Source organism: Bradyrhizobium sp. 31Argb (genome assembly GCF_043638955.1).
Taxonomy (GTDB): domain Bacteria; phylum Pseudomonadota; class Alphaproteobacteria; order Rhizobiales; family Xanthobacteraceae; genus Bradyrhizobium.
Genome location: NZ_JBEGDB010000192.1, coordinates 1 through 15,631 on the forward strand (window position 1 = coordinate 1; position 15,631 = coordinate 15,631).

Annotated in this window: 11 protein-coding genes and 1 pseudogene; 5 read left to right on the forward strand and 7 right to left on the reverse strand. The window is 60.0% G+C overall.

What is annotated here, in order from left to right; all coding sequences use genetic code 11:
• Positions 1-185: 185 nt before the first annotated feature.
• On the reverse strand, positions 186-866 hold the full coding sequence (locus tag AAFX91_RS28700; RefSeq protein WP_394568887.1) for a protein-L-isoaspartate(D-aspartate) O-methyltransferase: 681 nt from the start codon (positions 864-866) through the stop codon (positions 186-188).
• 478 nt (positions 867-1,344) lie between these two features.
• Between AAFX91_RS28700 and AAFX91_RS28705 the strand changes: the two genes are divergently transcribed.
• Positions 1,345-2,514, forward strand: coding sequence for a trans-acting enoyl reductase family protein (locus tag AAFX91_RS28705; protein ID WP_130582721.1), 1,170 nt, complete (start codon positions 1,345-1,347; stop codon positions 2,512-2,514).
• 221 nt (positions 2,515-2,735) lie between these two features.
• A complete protein-coding gene (locus tag AAFX91_RS28710) occupies positions 2,736-2,996 on the forward strand; it encodes a hypothetical protein (RefSeq protein ID WP_130582720.1) in 261 nt (86 codons plus the stop codon).
• A gap of 107 nt (positions 2,997-3,103) precedes the next feature.
• Here the strand turns inward: AAFX91_RS28710 and AAFX91_RS28715 are convergent, their stop codons facing one another.
• A complete protein-coding gene (locus AAFX91_RS28715; protein WP_130582719.1) occupies positions 3,104-3,589 on the reverse strand; it encodes a cupin domain-containing protein in 486 nt (161 codons plus the stop codon).
• 776 nt (positions 3,590-4,365) lie between these two features.
• Between AAFX91_RS28715 and AAFX91_RS28720 the strand changes: the two genes are divergently transcribed.
• Together AAFX91_RS28720 and AAFX91_RS28725 are read left to right on the forward strand one after the other, a co-directional pair.
• Entirely contained in the window at positions 4,366-4,662 is a 297-nt protein-coding gene (locus AAFX91_RS28720; RefSeq protein WP_394568888.1) for a DedA family protein, read from the forward strand.
• Between the two features lie 354 nt (positions 4,663-5,016).
• Positions 5,017-6,798: a Rieske (2Fe-2S) protein gene (locus AAFX91_RS28725; protein ID WP_394568889.1), complete on the forward strand. Its 1,782-nt coding sequence runs from the start codon at positions 5,017-5,019 to the stop codon at positions 6,796-6,798.
• Positions 6,799-7,005: 207 nt separating this feature from the next.
• Here the strand turns inward: AAFX91_RS28725 and AAFX91_RS28730 are convergent, their stop codons facing one another.
• The 5 genes and pseudogenes from AAFX91_RS28730 to AAFX91_RS28750 all read right to left on the reverse strand — a co-directional run bounded on the left by AAFX91_RS28730 (position 7,006) and on the right by AAFX91_RS28750 (position 14,427).
• The gene (locus AAFX91_RS28730) at positions 7,006-8,013 is read right to left on the reverse strand and encodes an integrase core domain-containing protein (RefSeq protein ID WP_245476789.1); all 1,008 of its coding nucleotides are present in this window, start codon (positions 8,011-8,013) and stop codon (positions 7,006-7,008) included.
• Between the two features lie 493 nt (positions 8,014-8,506).
• On the reverse strand, positions 8,507-10,396 hold the full coding sequence (gene cysN, locus AAFX91_RS28735; RefSeq protein WP_130231135.1) for a sulfate adenylyltransferase subunit CysN: 1,890 nt from the start codon (positions 10,394-10,396) through the stop codon (positions 8,507-8,509).
• Entirely contained in the window at positions 10,396-11,295 is a 900-nt protein-coding gene (gene cysD, locus AAFX91_RS28740; protein ID WP_245475153.1) for a sulfate adenylyltransferase subunit CysD, read from the reverse strand. Before cysD ends, cysN begins: the two co-directional genes overlap by 1 nt.
• 366 nt (positions 11,296-11,661) lie before the next feature.
• Positions 11,662-12,425 (reverse strand): annotated as a pseudogene (locus AAFX91_RS28745) (IS5/IS1182 family transposase); the annotation flags it as partial.
• 937 nt (positions 12,426-13,362) lie between these two features.
• On the reverse strand, positions 13,363-14,427 hold the full coding sequence (locus tag AAFX91_RS28750; RefSeq protein WP_245474928.1) for an ABC transporter substrate-binding protein: 1,065 nt from the start codon (positions 14,425-14,427) through the stop codon (positions 13,363-13,365).
• Between the two features lie 424 nt (positions 14,428-14,851).
• Between AAFX91_RS28750 and AAFX91_RS28755 the strand changes: the two genes are divergently transcribed.
• Positions 14,852-15,082, forward strand: coding sequence for a hypothetical protein (locus AAFX91_RS28755; RefSeq protein WP_394568890.1), 231 nt, complete (start codon positions 14,852-14,854; stop codon positions 15,080-15,082).
• Positions 15,083-15,631: the final 549 nt, after the last annotated feature.

Genomic DNA, 15,631 nt, shown 5'->3' on the forward strand with positions numbered 1-15,631 from the left:
AACTCTAACCCCTGATGAGCCAGAGCCTCCCTTCTCGAAAAGCTTGATCTGTCTCAAATTATCTGACGACGGACACCAATGTTCAACAGCATGCCGGCAGCGATAGCGACAAGGGTGGGACCGATCAGGCCGGCGATCGTTCTCGAGGTGGTCAACTATGCTCAGTTACGGATGCGACAACGGGCTTATGATAAGCCAGGTCCAGTCCCCTCGAGTTGAGAGAACCGGACGGTCAGAATCTCTTTCATCGTCATTCTGCCGTTGGCGAGCTTCTCCGCCAGAATGAGCTGCTGCGTACTGGGCAGGCCGGCCGGTATGACCATTTTCCCACCCGCTTTCAATTGGTGGATCAGCGGAGGAGGAACGAGTTCGGGCGCGGTCGTCACCATCACCTTGTCAAAGGGCGCGTGCTCTGACCAACCCTGATGACCATTCGCAATCTTGAGTTCGACATTGCTGCAGCCCTGCTGCCGGAGCCGTTGTTTGGCCCTTTCGCCGAGCTCTTCGATGATTTCAACGGAGTATACCTTGCGGGCGAGCTGCGCGAGGATGGCGGCCTGATAGCCCAGACCGGTACCGATTTCGAGAACGCTGTCGTCGGCCTTGATGTCGAGCAGATCGGTCATTAAGGCGACGATAAATGGCTGCGAGATCGTCTTTCCGAAACCGATTGGAAGTGGAATATTTTCGTACGCGTAGGGCTGAAGCTCGATTGGCACAAACTCATGCCGCGGCACTTTGCCCATAGCCGTCATGACACGTTCGTCAAAGGCACTCTTGCCAACAGTGTCACGCAGCGCGAAGGCGCAGGCGGCGATGACCGCGAGCATTTCTTCACGCAGGGCCTCAAGGTCTTCTGCTCGCATTGGCAACCTCGGAAAGCTTGCCCAAACTGCTTCCAGCCGTTTGCCCCGGATCACACCCGGCATTACGCATGGGCTGGTGCACCCGCGCTCGCCCGGCCAGACTGTTGCAGCAACGGCCACCCGCCACAACCGCTCTCGCGGGCGGCAAAGAATTGTACAATCTCGATAGCTGCCCTTGAAGCGGGACATGCCGAAATCTTTGTGGCGGAACGGGCAGCGACCATGCTGTCGGCACGCATTTTACGAAGCAATCCGCGCCGCTCCCTTCCTCGCGCTACCAGCGTTTACATTTCGCAGGCTTGCGCTGCTCCTGCAGCGCGGAACGCTTTTGGTGAATCCAACGGAGGATCACAAACAATGAGCTAGTCCTATATCCTAAGATGGAAGTTCACTGAGCTACGAAAGGCCAAGAAGCGTACAGAGCGATTGCACCCGGATCTGAAGATAGTGGTCCAGGGTCTCGAGGAGGACCAACGTCGTGAAGCGGGACTTCGACCTCATCGTCTATGGCGCGACAGGTTATACCGGCCGTCTCATCGCCGAATATCTGGCGACGTCCTATCGCGGCGACGATGCCCCGTCCTGGGCGATCGCAGGACGCTCGACCGATAAGCTTTGGAAGGTGCGTGCCGACATCGGCGCATCAGGCGATTTGCCGTTGGTTAAGGCGGATGCCGCCGAGCCGGCCAGCCTGCGTTCGATGTGTGAGCGTGCGGCCGTGATCATCACGACGGTCGGGCCTTATCAGCTCCACGGTCCCGAGCTTGTGGCGGCCTGCGCGGCTACGGGCACGGCCTATGTCGATCTGTGCGGCGAGCCGGCTTGGATGCGGCGCATGATCGACGCCCATCACGCAGAGGCGAAACGGACCGGCGCGCGCATCGTCTTCTCCTGCGGCTTCGATTCCATTCCGTTCGATCTCGGCGTGCTCATGTTGCAGCAGAAGGCACGCGAGAAGTTCGGACGCCCGGCGCGGCGGGTCAAAGCCCGCCTTCGCAAGGTGAAAGGCGGCATGTCTGGCGGCACCGCGGCGAGCGCTCAGGCGACATTGGCCGCCGCTGCGCGCGACCCGGCCCTGATCCGGCTGCTGACCGATCCCTTCGCGTTGACGCCGGGGTTCACCGGGCCGTCTCAGCCGTCGGGCCTCATCCCCGAATACGACCCGAGCATGAAGGCGTGGCTCGTGCCGTTCCCCATGGCGCCGATCAACACCAAGAACGTGCACCGCACGAATTTCCTGTTGGGTCATCCCTACGGCACGGACTTCGTTTACGATGAGATGATGGTCGCGCCGGGATTTGGGGAAATCGCTGGCGTGACAACGGAGACGTTCGCCACGATGGTTTCCTTGGTCGGGACCGGCGGTCTCAAACCCGGCGCAGGCCCCACTCGGGAAGAGCGCGAGAAGGGCTTCTACGACATCCTCTTCCTGGGCGAGCTGCCGGACGGCGGACGGGTCGAGGCGGTAGTCACGGGCGACCGCGATCCGGGCTACGGCTCGACCAGCAAGATGATCGCCGAGAGCGCTCTCTGCCTCGTGCGCGACGTGCAGGGCGAGGGTGGCACCTGGACGCCGGGCGCGCTGATGGGTCCGGCGTTGCGCAAGCGTCTGCAGGAGCGCGCCGGCCTCACCTTCAGCGCGCGCTGAGGTAACGATCAGAGCCGCAGCGGCGTGCTGGATTACGTGAATCGTAACTAACGAAAGCACGGCTTGGCGAGCGCGAGCCTCAAATTCGGTTTAATGGCCGCTTCTGTGCCCAGGGGCCGAAGTAGCTCGAAATTCCCCGCATGTCCGCTATCAGGCTAGATCGTGCTTGTCTCGCGCAGACCTCGACCGCCGCTTGTGACCCTGGCTGTGTGAAAAGTCACGTGTTGGCTGCGATTCCTCCGTTTCCTGATGGGGGATACGGATGGGACGTATCGTTGAAGGGGCGGATCGATCTTAGCTGGGCGCTCTTGCCGGAATGCCTGGAGGATTGGGTAAGCGAAGACAATGCGGTCCATGTGATCGATGCGTTTGTTGAAGCGCTCGATCTGCACGGAATGGGTTTCGAGCGTGTGATCGCCAAGGAGACGGGCCAGCCCTCCTATCATCCGGCAGTCCCCCCATCTCGGACATTAAGGTGCTGAATGCACGGGCGGGTGTAATGCGCGCCCGTCATCCGTTCGATCGAGGAGCCATTCGCTATTGATGAAGTCTTTCACAGGGAGTGCTGTGGCGGACTGCTCGCCGTTGTCTATTGGTTCTTCGCTGGCGCACCCGGGAGCACGGCTGGCACACCTTCCGGATTGATGTTGAAGGCCAGGAATATCAACGGCTCGTCGCCTGGGTTTCCCCATTGGTGCACGAGGTCGTATGGTTCATAGATCAAGGAACCCGGTCCCCTTGCTTCTGTTTTACCGTCGACCGTGTTGGCCCCGGTACCGGAGAGTATGAAGTATAGAGCTGCGCCTGACCGATGGTGGGGCGGGTTGGAAGGCATCTGCGCCCGAAATGTGACCCGCGTGAGATTGAGATCATAATGACCTGACTTCAGGTCGGGGATCGGGCTCGCCGTGCGGTACAATTCTCTTACGACGGCAGGTGCCGTCTCGGCAGGACGACCCAATTCTCCAGCGGGGACGAGAAAGAAGTGGAGAAAAGTTGACGGCGCCCCACTGCCTGCCGTCAGCGCGGCGGCCTTTCCGCCGGCGATGAACAGCCCTTCTCCGGCATTGAGCACTCTGACCTCGCCACCGAGCGCGACCTCGGTCGATCCTCATCTGGTAGAGGATGCCGCTGGCCGCCGAAACGCTGCTCCTCTCGCCCGGCTGAAGGGTGACGCTCACCGCTTGGAAATGGACCGGCGCGTCGGTGACGGTCGGCAGTTTGGTTGCGGCGATCACTGTTCGTGTAATCGCCGGAGGAGCCGCGGGGGTTTGCGCGGTCCCGGAGGCGGGAAGCGTCATCGCGCCGAGCAACAATAGTCCGGGTGTCCTGAACTGCATGATTGCCTCCCAGGTTCAGCGGATCATCGGAGCATGATACGCTCGCCCAGCGCCTCTTGGAATGGCGGGCCGCTTGGCCGGAGACCGGGAGCAAACGCCGAGCGAAGCGGAATTCGTGCCGTCGGGGATCATTGAAGTGGAAGAAACTGCAGCAGGCAGTCTTTGAAGATGGACTTTGCCTCTTTCTCGAGCTCTCTGATTCGTTTGATCCAGGTCCATGGACCCTGGGTCATTTCCGTGGTCGTTGCGCTGAAAAGCGCCGGCGTGCCCCTTCCCGGGGAGACTATCCTTGTTGCTGCCGCACTCCTGGCCGCCGCCGCCAATCAGATCGATATCGTTGTCATGGTAGCCGCGGCGGCTGCAGGCGCAATCATCGGAGACGGGATCGGATACACGGTCAGGCGCCGCTCCGGAATGCCGCTTCTTCGCAAATGTGGGCGATACATTCGTCTGGATGAAAACCGATTTCTGATCGGTCGATACCTGTTTTTTCCGATATGGCAGCGCAGTGGTGTTTTTTGGCCGCTTTATCGCAGTGCTGCGCATGTTTGCGGCTTTGCTTGCCGGCGCAAATGGCATGCCGGCGGGTCGCTTTTTCCTCTTCAACCTTACCGGTGGCATCTGCTGGGCGTGTCGCTTCGGCTTCGGTGCCTACGCTGTCGGAACCGAAATCTACAAGATTTCTGAAACGCTGAGCCTGGTATCACTGGGATTGTTTATTGGCGCGGGATCAGCGCTTTCAATCATCATGCGGCGATATGAAATTGCGCTCCTTCGTCAGGCTCAGCGCGCGCTGCCGGATGGCTGATGCAGAACGAACGTTCGTTTGTTGGTGGCTAAGCGGACATGATCAATTTGTGGGTGCACGGCCTAGCGCTGGTTGGATCGGCAGGCGATTTCGGCCGGCGGTGCGACGATGGCTGCGCGCAGTTTGACCAGCCACGCAGTGCTTGTCCCTGCGTTTGCCGCTTGTCATCGCGACGCTTGTGTCGAAACTGCCGAACGCGATCGAACTGAACATCAGTTCTGTACGGCTGGATAATCCAGTGCGGTTCCTTTCGCGCAGTCCTTAAACCACGGCCTCCTCTCGCCTTTGCGCGAGAGGAGGCCTATGTTGTCGAGTACCTGCAGCAGCCCCGAAGCGACAATGGGAGGTATGCTCATGGACGCGCCCAGCAAGGAATTTGTGCTGGCGGGCAGCCTTGAGGAGCTGAAGATCAAGGGGCGGCTCGTTGTGCACGGTGCCCATCGTCCGATCCTCGTCATCTACGACCGCGGGCGCGTCTTCGCCCTCGACAATCGGTGCCCGCACATGGGCTTCCCGCTCGAGCGCGGCAGCCTCGAGGACGGCATCTTGACCTGTCACTGGCACCACGCCCGCTTCGATCTCGAAAGCGGCTGCACCTTCGACCTGTGGGCGGACGACGTGCCGATCTGCGCGGTCGAGGTACGTAATGGTGACGTCTGGGTGAAGACCGCGTTCACGCAGGCCGATCCCGTCGCGCACTGGCATCAGCGGCTTGCGAACGGCCTCGCCCACGACCTCGGCCTCATCATTGCCAAGGCCATCCATGGTCAGCTCGCGGCCGGCGTACCGCAGGGCGAAATCGTCCGGCAGGTGGCGCTGTTCGGGGCGCAAAATCGCGACGGCTGGAGCGTGGGTCTTACGATCCTTACGGCACTCGCTAATCTTCTGCCTGTGCTGCCGGAGGAGGAAGCCTATCTCGCTCTCTTCCACGGCGCGCGCCGCGTGGCGGCGGACTGCAACGGCGAGGCGCCGCGGCGGGACCGCGCGCCGCTTGGAAGCCGGCCGGATCCGGCCGCGCTCAAACGCTGGCTGCGGCGTTGGACAACCGTGCGCCATCGCGAGGCGGCCGAACGCACCCTGCTTACGGCGATTGCGGCCGGCTTCTCCCCGGCTGAACTCGCTGATGCGCTGTTCGCCGCCGCGACCGAGCGGGCTTTCGCCGACACCGGGCACTCGCTCGACTTCATCAACAAGGTGTTCGAGTGCCTCGACCTGGTCGGCTGGCAACACGCGGCGGCTCTGCTGCCAACTGTCGCCGGTCAGATGGTAGCGGCTCGTGGCGCCGAGGAATCGACGGCCTGGCGCCAGCCCGTTGACCTTGTTGCGTTGTGTGAGGAATCAACCAGCAAACTCGCAAACCTGTTCGCTGCCGGACGCGGCGCGCGTGACTGGTCGGACCACGCCGCACTTGCTCAAGAGCTGCTCGGTGACGATCCGGCCAGGATCGTTGACGCGCTCAAGGCGGCGATCCGCGCCGGTGCCGCTCCTGCTGACCTTGGCCAATCCCTCGCGTACGCGGCATCACTCAGGGTGGCGCGTTTCGGCACTGCCAACGAGCACGCCGACTGGGAGACGGCGCATCACGTCTTCACCTACGCCAACGCAGTCCACCAGATGCTGACGCGCATCGGGACTGCCAACATCGACACTCACGTCACGGCCGTTCGCGGCGTATTGCACGGAGCGATGGCGCTCTACCTTGCTCGCTATCTCAATGTGCCGCCGGCGCGCATCCCGGGCGACGGCGGCGAGCAGCTCGATGCTCTGCCCGCGGATCCAGAGACGATCGGCGCCGCCTTGCTCGACGCCTTCGACCGGCAGCGACAGGTCGATCTCGCCGCGAGCCTGGTGGCACGGCATCTCACGCTCGGCCATTCGCCGCAGGCACTGATCGCCACGCTCGCGCATGCGGTGCTGCGCGAAGATGCAGGCTTCCATACGTATCAGATGCTGGAGGCCGGGGTCCGGCAATTCGGCGCGTGGGGCGACACGGACGAGGGCCGGCACATCCTCATCGCGGTTGCCCGCTATGTGGCGGCCCATTCACCGACCGAACGCGCGGCCCTGCAGACCGCCGACATCGCCCGCCGCCTGATGCGGGGTGGCGAGCTGCATCAAGAGGCTGGATCGTTCTGACGTTAAGCGCTGGGGGCACGAAGGGCGATCTGAACTGACAAAAGCCTGCGTCGGCGAACCGAGACGCGCTTCCAATGACCATTTTCGCGTTGCCTCTGCTTGGCGAATGAGTCTGACGCTCGGATCAGGTCCCGGACAGAACCGCAACATCGCGGCACGACACGGATTTCTCGTTTTTCGGTGATGCGATGCTATGCCTACCGCAAATCAAGTCCGGGCATATTGGTGGTGCAGTCCGCCCAGAATCGGGCGACAGAGAATGCGTCCAACTGTCGCGGCGCCGCGTGAAATCGGCGCGTCTTTATGCAACGACAAATGGGTGCGCGTGCCGTTGTAATAGTTCATGTACGAGAGCAGCACGTGACGCAGATGGCGCTCTCCGAACACCACGACATGATCAATGCATTCCCGGCGGATTGAACCGATCAGCCGTTCTGCACAAGCGTTTTGCCAAGGTGAGCGAGGAGACGTCGGACGGTCTCGAATCCCGATGGATCGAACCCGGCGCAGGAATATCTTTCCGTAGGCGCCGTCGCGGTCCCGGATCAGGTAACGAGGGATTTGCGCCCAGCCACACGCCTCCGTCAGTTGATTGGCGATCCATTCGGCCGTTGGGTGCGCGGTCACTCCAAGCCACAGGATCTGCCGCCGACCATGGCCCATGATCAGCAATCCATAGAGCAACCGGAACGAGATCGTCGGCACCACGAAAAGGTCCATCGCCGCGATCCCGTCAGCATGGTTGCGAAGGAACGTCTTCCATCCCTGCGAGGGGGGTCCCCTCCTCCGTGCCATGTACTTGGCGACGCTGGTCTGGCCGACATCGATGCCGAGCTTGAGAAGCTCGCCATGGAGTCTCGGTGCTCCCCACAATGGATTGGCGAGGCTCATCTCGCGGATCAGACGGCGAATCTCCAACGATACCGTTGGTCGACCGCAACAGTGGCGCGATTTCCTGCGCCAATACAGCCTAAAACCGGCGCGGTGCCAGCGGATCACGGTATCGGGTCGGACAATTGCAAGTGTATCATACATCTTGGGAAACAGCCGGCAGATACCTCCCAATATCAGCCGGTCAATCGACGCAAATCGAAGTCTCTTGGGATTGCCGCGCCGCAGCACATTGATTTGCTGCCTCAGCACCAAAATCTCCGCCTCGAGCATTGCGCGCGACCGCAGCAGATCGATCACTGTCCCGACGATCAGTTTGCACAAATCAAACATCGAGCAGCAGCATCGCCCGATTCTCGATCAACTGCCAGCGGATTGGATTTGCGGTAGGGACAGCCCTTGTACTTGTCCGCTGGTTTCTCGGTATTCGACAAACGATATGAGGAGGTCATGGACTAGTGAGCGGAGCTCGCGGTCGGCTTACATGGGGGGCGACCCCATCGCTGAGAAAAGCAACATCCAAGCATGCCATCACGAGTAGCAAGTTGGCCTGATTTGGCTGAGGGGCGTTCGCGCAGGGCTGTCGCTCCGGCGATCAGCACGAAATTCGAGGCTCGACACCGACAACGCCGACGGCACTACGATGGTTGCCGCTAGTATGAAATCAGGCGGGATGTGGAGCCCTATATCGACCATCTGTGAAGCGTTGCTTTGGGCCTTACGGCAAGCTCTGCCGATAGAACCCTTCTTTTATAGTGCAAGTTGCGGGAGCTAACCGGCTCGAGTGTTTCGGCAAGGACGGCAAATTTGGCAAACGCTAGCGGCCGCGGACGATTGCGCGGGCCATCAATAGATCGACAACGGCTTGCGCTAGGTGTTCGGGCTTCTGCCCCATGGTCTTGAGATGAATTTCGGGTCTTATTGGCGTTTCGTAGGGCGCATCGACGCCGGTGAAGTTCTTGATCTTGCCGGAGTTCGCCTTTGCATAGAGACCTTTGGGATCGCGCCGCGCGCATTCTTCGATTGGCGTGTCCACAAAAACTTCAATGAACTCATCCTCAGCAACCAGGTTGCGTACCATATCTCGCTCGGACCTGTAGGGCGAGATGAATGAGCAAATCACGATCAAACCGCTATCGGCCATCAACTTGGCGAGTTCGCCCACACGCCGAATATTTTCAACACGGTCGGCCTCGGTGAAGCCGAGGTCCCCATTTAATCCGTGCCGCACGTTGTCGCCGTCCAGCAGCATCGTGTGGCGCGACATTGCGAACAACTTCTGATCGACGACGTTGGCAATTGTCGATTTGCCCGCGCCGGACAGGCCGGTGAACCAGATGATGCAAGGCTTTTGATCCTTGAGCGCCGCCCGCTCTCTCTTACCCACTGAAATCGGTTGCCACGCGATATTGCTAGCCCGCCGTAGCGGAAACGCGATCATGCCGGCGCCGACCGTGCGGTGGGTGTAACGGTCGATGAGGATGAATGAACCGGTCTTGCGATTGACCTCGTAAGCATCGAAAGCCGTGGGCGTTGCGGTCGCAAGATTGCAGAATCCGATCTCGTTGAGGCTAAGCGTCTTGGCTGCCAGGTGCTCACGTGTGTTGACGTCGATCCGATACTTGATTGTAGTAATACGACCGGCGGCCACAGTCTGTGTTCCAATGCGAAGGATGTAGTTGCGTCCAGCAACGAGCGGGTCATTGTCCATCCAGATCAGATGAGCGGCGAATTGATCGGCGACCTCCGGCCGCTCAGCCGGACGGGCGAGAAGATCGCCACGGCTGATATCAATCTCATCTTCGACGACAATGGTGACGGCATCGCCGGCCTCAGCGCGAGGAAGATCGCCGTCCTGGGTGACGATGCGCTTGACGCGTGTAGTCCGTCCAGACGCTGCGACAACGATCTCATCTCCTGCCGTGATGCTCGCGGAAGCCACCGTCCCGGCATAGCCGCGGAAGTCCAGGTTGGGCCGATTCACGCACTGGACTGGAAAGCGGAAAGCCTGGCTTCCAGTGTCGGACTGGATATCGATGCTCTCCAAATGATCGAGCAGGCAAGGCCCCTGGTACCACTGGGTCTTGCCGGAGCGGTTGATGACGTTGTCGCCGTACCGGGCGGAGATCGGGATCGGAACGATCGACGTGAAGCCAAGACCGGCAGCAAAGGCCACATACTCACCGACGATCCGGTCAAAACTCTCCTTCTTGTAGTTGACGAGGTCGATTTTGTTCACTGCCAGGACGACATGACGAATACCGAGCAGCGAACAGATGAAGGAGTGACGCTTGGTCTGAACCAGCACACCCTTGCGGGCATCGATCAGGATGATGGCGAGCTGGGCGTTCGAGGCGCCGGTTGCCATATTACGCGTGTACTGCTCGTGGCCGGGCGTGTCGGCCACCATGAACGAGCGGCGCCGGGTGGTAAAGAAGCGGTAAGCCACGTCAATCGTGATGCCCTGCTCCCGTTCGGCCTCAAGCCCGTCGACTACCAGCGCAAAGTCGATTTCATTGCCGTTGGTGCCGTGCTTGGCGCTGTCGCGTGCCAGCGCCATCAGCTGATCCTCGTAAATCATCTTGGTGTCATGCAGCAGCCGGCCGATCAGCGTCGACTTGCCGTCGTCGACCGAACCGCAGGTGATGAATCGCAGTTGGTCCTTCGTTCCGGCCTGGACCAGCTCGGCTGTCGCTTTGGAAGCCATCAGAAGTAACCTTCCCGCTTCTTCTTCTCCATCGAAGCGGCTTCATCGGTATCGATCAAGCGTCCCTGGCGCTCAGATACCCTCGCGGTCTGCATTTCCGCGACGATGTCCTCGATCGTGGTCGCGTCGGAGTCGATAGCCCCGCTCAAGGGATAGCATCCCAGCGTGCGGAAACGTATCATCCGCATCTCCGGCCTCTCGTTCGACTGAAGCGGTAATCGCTTGTCGTCGACCATGATCATTGCGCCGCTCCGCCGGACGACGGGCCTTTGCTTTGCGAAATAGAGCGGGACGACCGGGATCTTCTCGAGCATGATGTATTCCCAGACGTCGAGCTCAGTCCAGTTCGACATTGCGAACACACGCATGGTTTCGCCCTGGCGGATTCGGGTGTTGAAGAGATTCCAGAGCTCCGGTCGCTGGTTGCGTGGGTCCCACACGTGTCCGGCCGAACGGAAGGAGAATATCCGTTCTTTTGCGCGGCTCTTTTCCTCGTCACGTCGTGCTCCACCAAACGCGGCATCGAACTGATAGAGATCAAGCGCTTGCTTTAAGCCATCGGTCTTCATCACCTGCGTATGAAGAGCCGAGCCGGAATCGATCGGGTTGATCCCGCGCTCGATGCCTTCCTTGTTCACGTGGACGATCAAGTCGACGCCGAGGCGCTTGGCTGTCTCATCGCGGAAGGTGATCATCTCGCGAAACTTCCAGCCCGTGTCGACGTGAAGCAGGGGGAACGGCAACTTTGCCGGATAGAACGCCTTGATGGCGACGTGCAGCATGACGCTCGAGTCTTTTCCGATCGAATAGAGCATGACCGGCCTTTTGAACTCGGCGACAACCTCACGCATGATTTCGATCGATTCAGCTTCGAGGCGACGCAGATGTTTAGGCAGCACGTGGTTCTTCTTTGATGCAGGATGTCTGTCGTTAGCTGGCGTTTTGACGCAGCGAATTGCGCCCCAAGGCGACAAAGCCATCGTTGCGGAACTCGGGCTTGCCATAGCGCATGTCCTGTCCATCCGGTCCAACAACCTGGCCAGCCGCGAGCAGGACCGCATGCCGGGCATGCCGTATCCCGCGTCGTGCCAGCCCAGGTGTAGACACCCGCCTCGCCTTGCGCAATCAAACAGAGGTTTAGTGACGATCCCGGGGTTCCTTAAACCCCACCTCGTTCTAGATCGCACCATCGCTGCCCGGGCAGGGCTAAAGGGAGCGCATTTGGCAATCACCACTTATCTGGTCGACCGTGAAGAACCCGGATTTCAGCTTGGGAGGAGCTGAAGTCGGCGGATGAGCTGGACGAGGATTTGGCGCAGCAAAAGCTCGAGCCAGCGGATGAGGCGACGGAAGTTGTAGCCGGCGGCGGCGAGGACGGCATTGGTGGCGTCGCCCTGGCGGTGCCAGAGATAGTTTCGGCCCATTCGGTGCTGGATTTGAGGTGGCCGATCACCGGCTCCACGGCGGAGCGCCGGCGCAGCTCGCGCTTGATCTTTGGCGTCACCCGCCGCTTCTGGCCTGAGATGAACACCCTGAACTTGTAATCGAGCGGCGCATTGTGGCCGCGATAGCCTTTGTCGAGACACATGCGCTCGATGACGTTGCCGACGAGCGCCTCCATGCCTGGGATCACGGTCTTGAGCGTATGGCCGTTATAGGGGTTGCCGGTCAGCGCTTTCACATGGGTGACGAACTGACCGCCCTTGGCGGGCGCGAGGTTGGTGGCCACCGAGACCTTGACGCCGAACTCGTAGGGCCGGTGGGCCTTGCCCTTGCCGATGCACTCCACCTCCGGCGCGTGCAGCGAGTAGACCTTGGGGCCGCGCTGGTGCTGCTTCTGGTCAAGCACCCGTCGCGCCAGCGCCAGCATGCGTTCGAGGACAATCTCGCCAAGCAAGCCGGTGCGGCCTTCGATCTTGCGGGCAATATCACGGATGACGCGACCGAGATAGGTTCTGAGCATCTTCAAGGCCCGGTTGGCGCGCTTGGAGGCATCGGTTTTGACGCCCCGAGGTAGAGCAATTTGGGCAATTCAGTTGGCGACCGGCGCCCGTCTGTCACAGGTTTGCTAATCTGCGCCTGTTCGCTGATCGACGCGCACCCGGCTCCGGACGATGGACGCGCGGTCACCGCGCAGCCCCCCGTCAATACGCCGTCTCGTCGCGAAGAGCGGGGCGCAAATGCCGATGGCGCAAGGGAGAGCAGCTACAAACCTTCGTATGGCACTTCCATCCCTTGTCATGGCGCTCGCCTACCCCCGTACAATTGAGCGTTCAGTTGCGATGGACCTAGCCTTGGGCCAATCAGCAAAAGTCGATTGCCCGGCGATTACAGGGAAGATCGACGCAATCGCGACGATCCCAGCGGTCCGCACGTGGAACGCGCGCGACAGAGAAGAAGCCGCTGTTTTGCCCTGGGAGGCTGCATATGAGACTGAAGCGCTGCTTCCGCTGCCCTATTTTCCGCATGACCGCGCGGATCACAATGACCCCGCAGCCGCACTTCATTTGTGCGCGCGGTGCGACCGCGAACCAGAAATCCCGGGAAGCTATCACCGACGCGAGACCTACAGGAGATAAAGATGGGCGATAGCTCCCAATGCTCTCACCAACCTGCAGCGAAGTGCTGCGCCGTCTGCGGCGGGAAGTTTGGCCTGATCCGATATTACTCGTGGCGCACTGCGCTGTGCTCCAGGAAATGTCTGGATCGGTTCAAGGCGCGTCGGGAGCGCGATCGCCGATGGCTGTTCGGATTTCACGGAGCCTAAAACAGCTGAGGTTGAAGGCCAATGCCGCCCTGTCTTGTACTTTCTTAAACGTGTCGAGGAAGTTGTTGAACTCCGGCTTTGCTGCATATTCGACCCAGGTCTTTTCGGCCCACGTCGATCCGCGCGCGGAGTTGACGAGCTTGCCGGCAACAGCGCCGTTCAGATCAACCTGCTTTGAGGTTGCCCATTGGATGAACAGCTAGGCTGCTCCCTTCTTCTTGGAAGCGGCGTTCATCGCTAGCGACCATATCCAGATGTTGGATTCGAAGTCTTTGCCGTTTTGAGCGCGCAAGGGGGGTGCGAATGCGATCTTACCCGAGGCCGGCTTGCCGGCCACGTCGTTCCAAAAGCCAACCATGTTGGAATCGATTGCCATCGCCGTGCGTCCTGAGTTGATGCCATCGACCACTTGATACCAGTTGTCGTTAGCAAAGGACGGACCCGCGCACTTCTTGATCATGTCCACATAGTCCTTGTGGAAGGCGATTGACTCAGGTGAGTCGAGACCCGTGTCCAGCTTGCCGTCCTTAATGACGAAATCATGCACTCCGTAAGATTTGGCAATCGAGATCGCAGCCGTGTGGATGCTGCTCCAAAAGCGTACGCCCAACGGCGTGAGTGCGGGATCCGCAGCTTTTAGCTTTGCGCATGCGGCGGACATCTCCGGCGGAGTCGTCGGCACCTTGATGCCGAATTTGTCGAGGATGTCCTTACGGTAGAATAGCTGGATGTTCTCGAAGCCGTGCGGAACGGCCCACACCCGACCGCTTCCCGCTTCGATCTGCCCATCTGTCACCTTCCAGGTTAGCGCATCCCGCAGCGCGGGAAAGAAATCCTTGTAGTCATAGTTTGATGCGGTGAGTTTCGGATCGGTCAGATACCGATCGAGCGGCTCGAGCAACTGGCCTGGCGCAAGATCCCAGGCTAGCTGAACCCCCGTCCCCACGACTTCCCAAGTCGGAGATTTTGTGCTCAGTTGGATCGTTAGCTTATTCCAATAAGCGTCGTCCGGATAAAGCTCAGGCGTCACCTTGATACCGGTTAGCTTTTCGAACTCCGGCAATTGAGCCGCGACGGCGTCAGCATAGGGATGAATGTCGTATGCCCAGACGATCGAACTACCTTCGAACTGCCTCCAGTTGACGTCGTCTGCTTTGGCTTGCTGAAGGGGAATGGCCGCTCCGGTCAGAAGCGTCGAGCAAATAAGAGCGCCTCTGGCAAAATTCGCCAAATGGCCGCAAAAAGCAGCGAGCTTCCTTGGCATGCTTCCCTCCAATGGGCTCTTTGGCCCGTAAGCCCACGCGCCCTCCTCTTCCAGGGCCGCAGTGCCGAGCAGGCTACCTGTAATTTATTCTCGTCTTAAGCGGGCTTTCCAACCGAGGTTGGGTAAGATTGAGTAACGTCGGACACTTCGGGCATTTCCGCAGAAGGGGAGAATAAACGCGGATCAGCAAGCAGAGCGAGCCACACCGGGGCTGAAGTTGCAGGCTACGTCGCAACCTGTCGGTTCATGTTGCACAATTCCGGTCTTAATTTTGATCTCGTGCAGTTATACGGCTCCTTCCCCACTTTATCTGGCGCCAGTAAGCCGTCGTACCAAGGCGTCGAGTCTAGATCTCATTTTTCGATAGTCGGCTTATGTACCGGATCGATAAGAACTTGCCGCTGAGAACAAACGTGCTCCTCGGTTGTACGATATCAAGAATGGCGGCTGGAATCTCACAAAGACGTTCATCGTCGGGCTGCCGCTCGACGAGGGTGGGCACCGGGAGGCGGAGGTTGTTGAGGACCAGATACGATTCGTGCCGATCGCTCATCTCGAAGATGAAATGCCGCGCCGCGGTTCGCCGTTCGGTCGGCTATGGCATCACGATTGGAGCGCCCGCGCATGGCGAAGGCTTGGATGCTGCTATGGTTGAATGTTCGCGTTCGCCGGATCACTCGGCAGCGTCAGCCCTCGCCCTTTTCCCACGCCGGCCCCGTCTCGGCGGCGCCAGCTCCGGAGTTGTTCGCATGTTGAGCATCGGGTTGGTCAAGCTTCCCAGTGTGCGATCGTATCACCCGAGCCTTCTGAACGATAATAGGATTCCTGCAGCGAAGGTGCACCGCTGAGCACATCTGCAGCCCAGCTGCGCACACCTCTGCTGCATAAGCTGAAACTCCTCTACACACGCTATTCAACCAGTACCGGGCCCGCCGCTTCGGGTCCATTCGAATTTACCTTCATATTCGGTGCAGTTCTTTTCGATCCCACACATATCGTTCCTGATACTGTTCGCCGCATTCGACTCGCATGCACCGCGCGCAGTGCACCAACCATGACGTAAGCCAAGACTGCGGCTCCTAAGCCGGCGAATGCTGGATAACTCTCGCCTTTCCCCTGCCTACGAAAGCTAGTGGTTCATCACAGTGATTTTGACGTTTTGATACCGAGCCATTCGAGGATCGGCAAGTTTTCGGGTGGCAGG

Coding starts and splice junctions, on each gene's coding strand:
- AAFX91_RS28700 (WP_394568887.1), bottom strand. CDS start 866: ATGCGAGCAGAAGACCTTGAGGCCCTGCGTGAAGAAATGCTCGCGGTC.
- AAFX91_RS28750 (WP_245474928.1), bottom strand. CDS start 14,427: ATGCCAAGGAAGCTCGCTGCTTTTTGCGGCCATTTGGCGAATTTTGCC.
- AAFX91_RS28725 (WP_394568889.1), top strand. CDS start 5,017: ATGGACGCGCCCAGCAAGGAATTTGTGCTGGCGGGCAGCCTTGAGGAG.
- cysN (WP_130231135.1), bottom strand. CDS start 10,396: ATGGCTTCCAAAGCGACAGCCGAGCTGGTCCAGGCCGGAACGAAGGAC.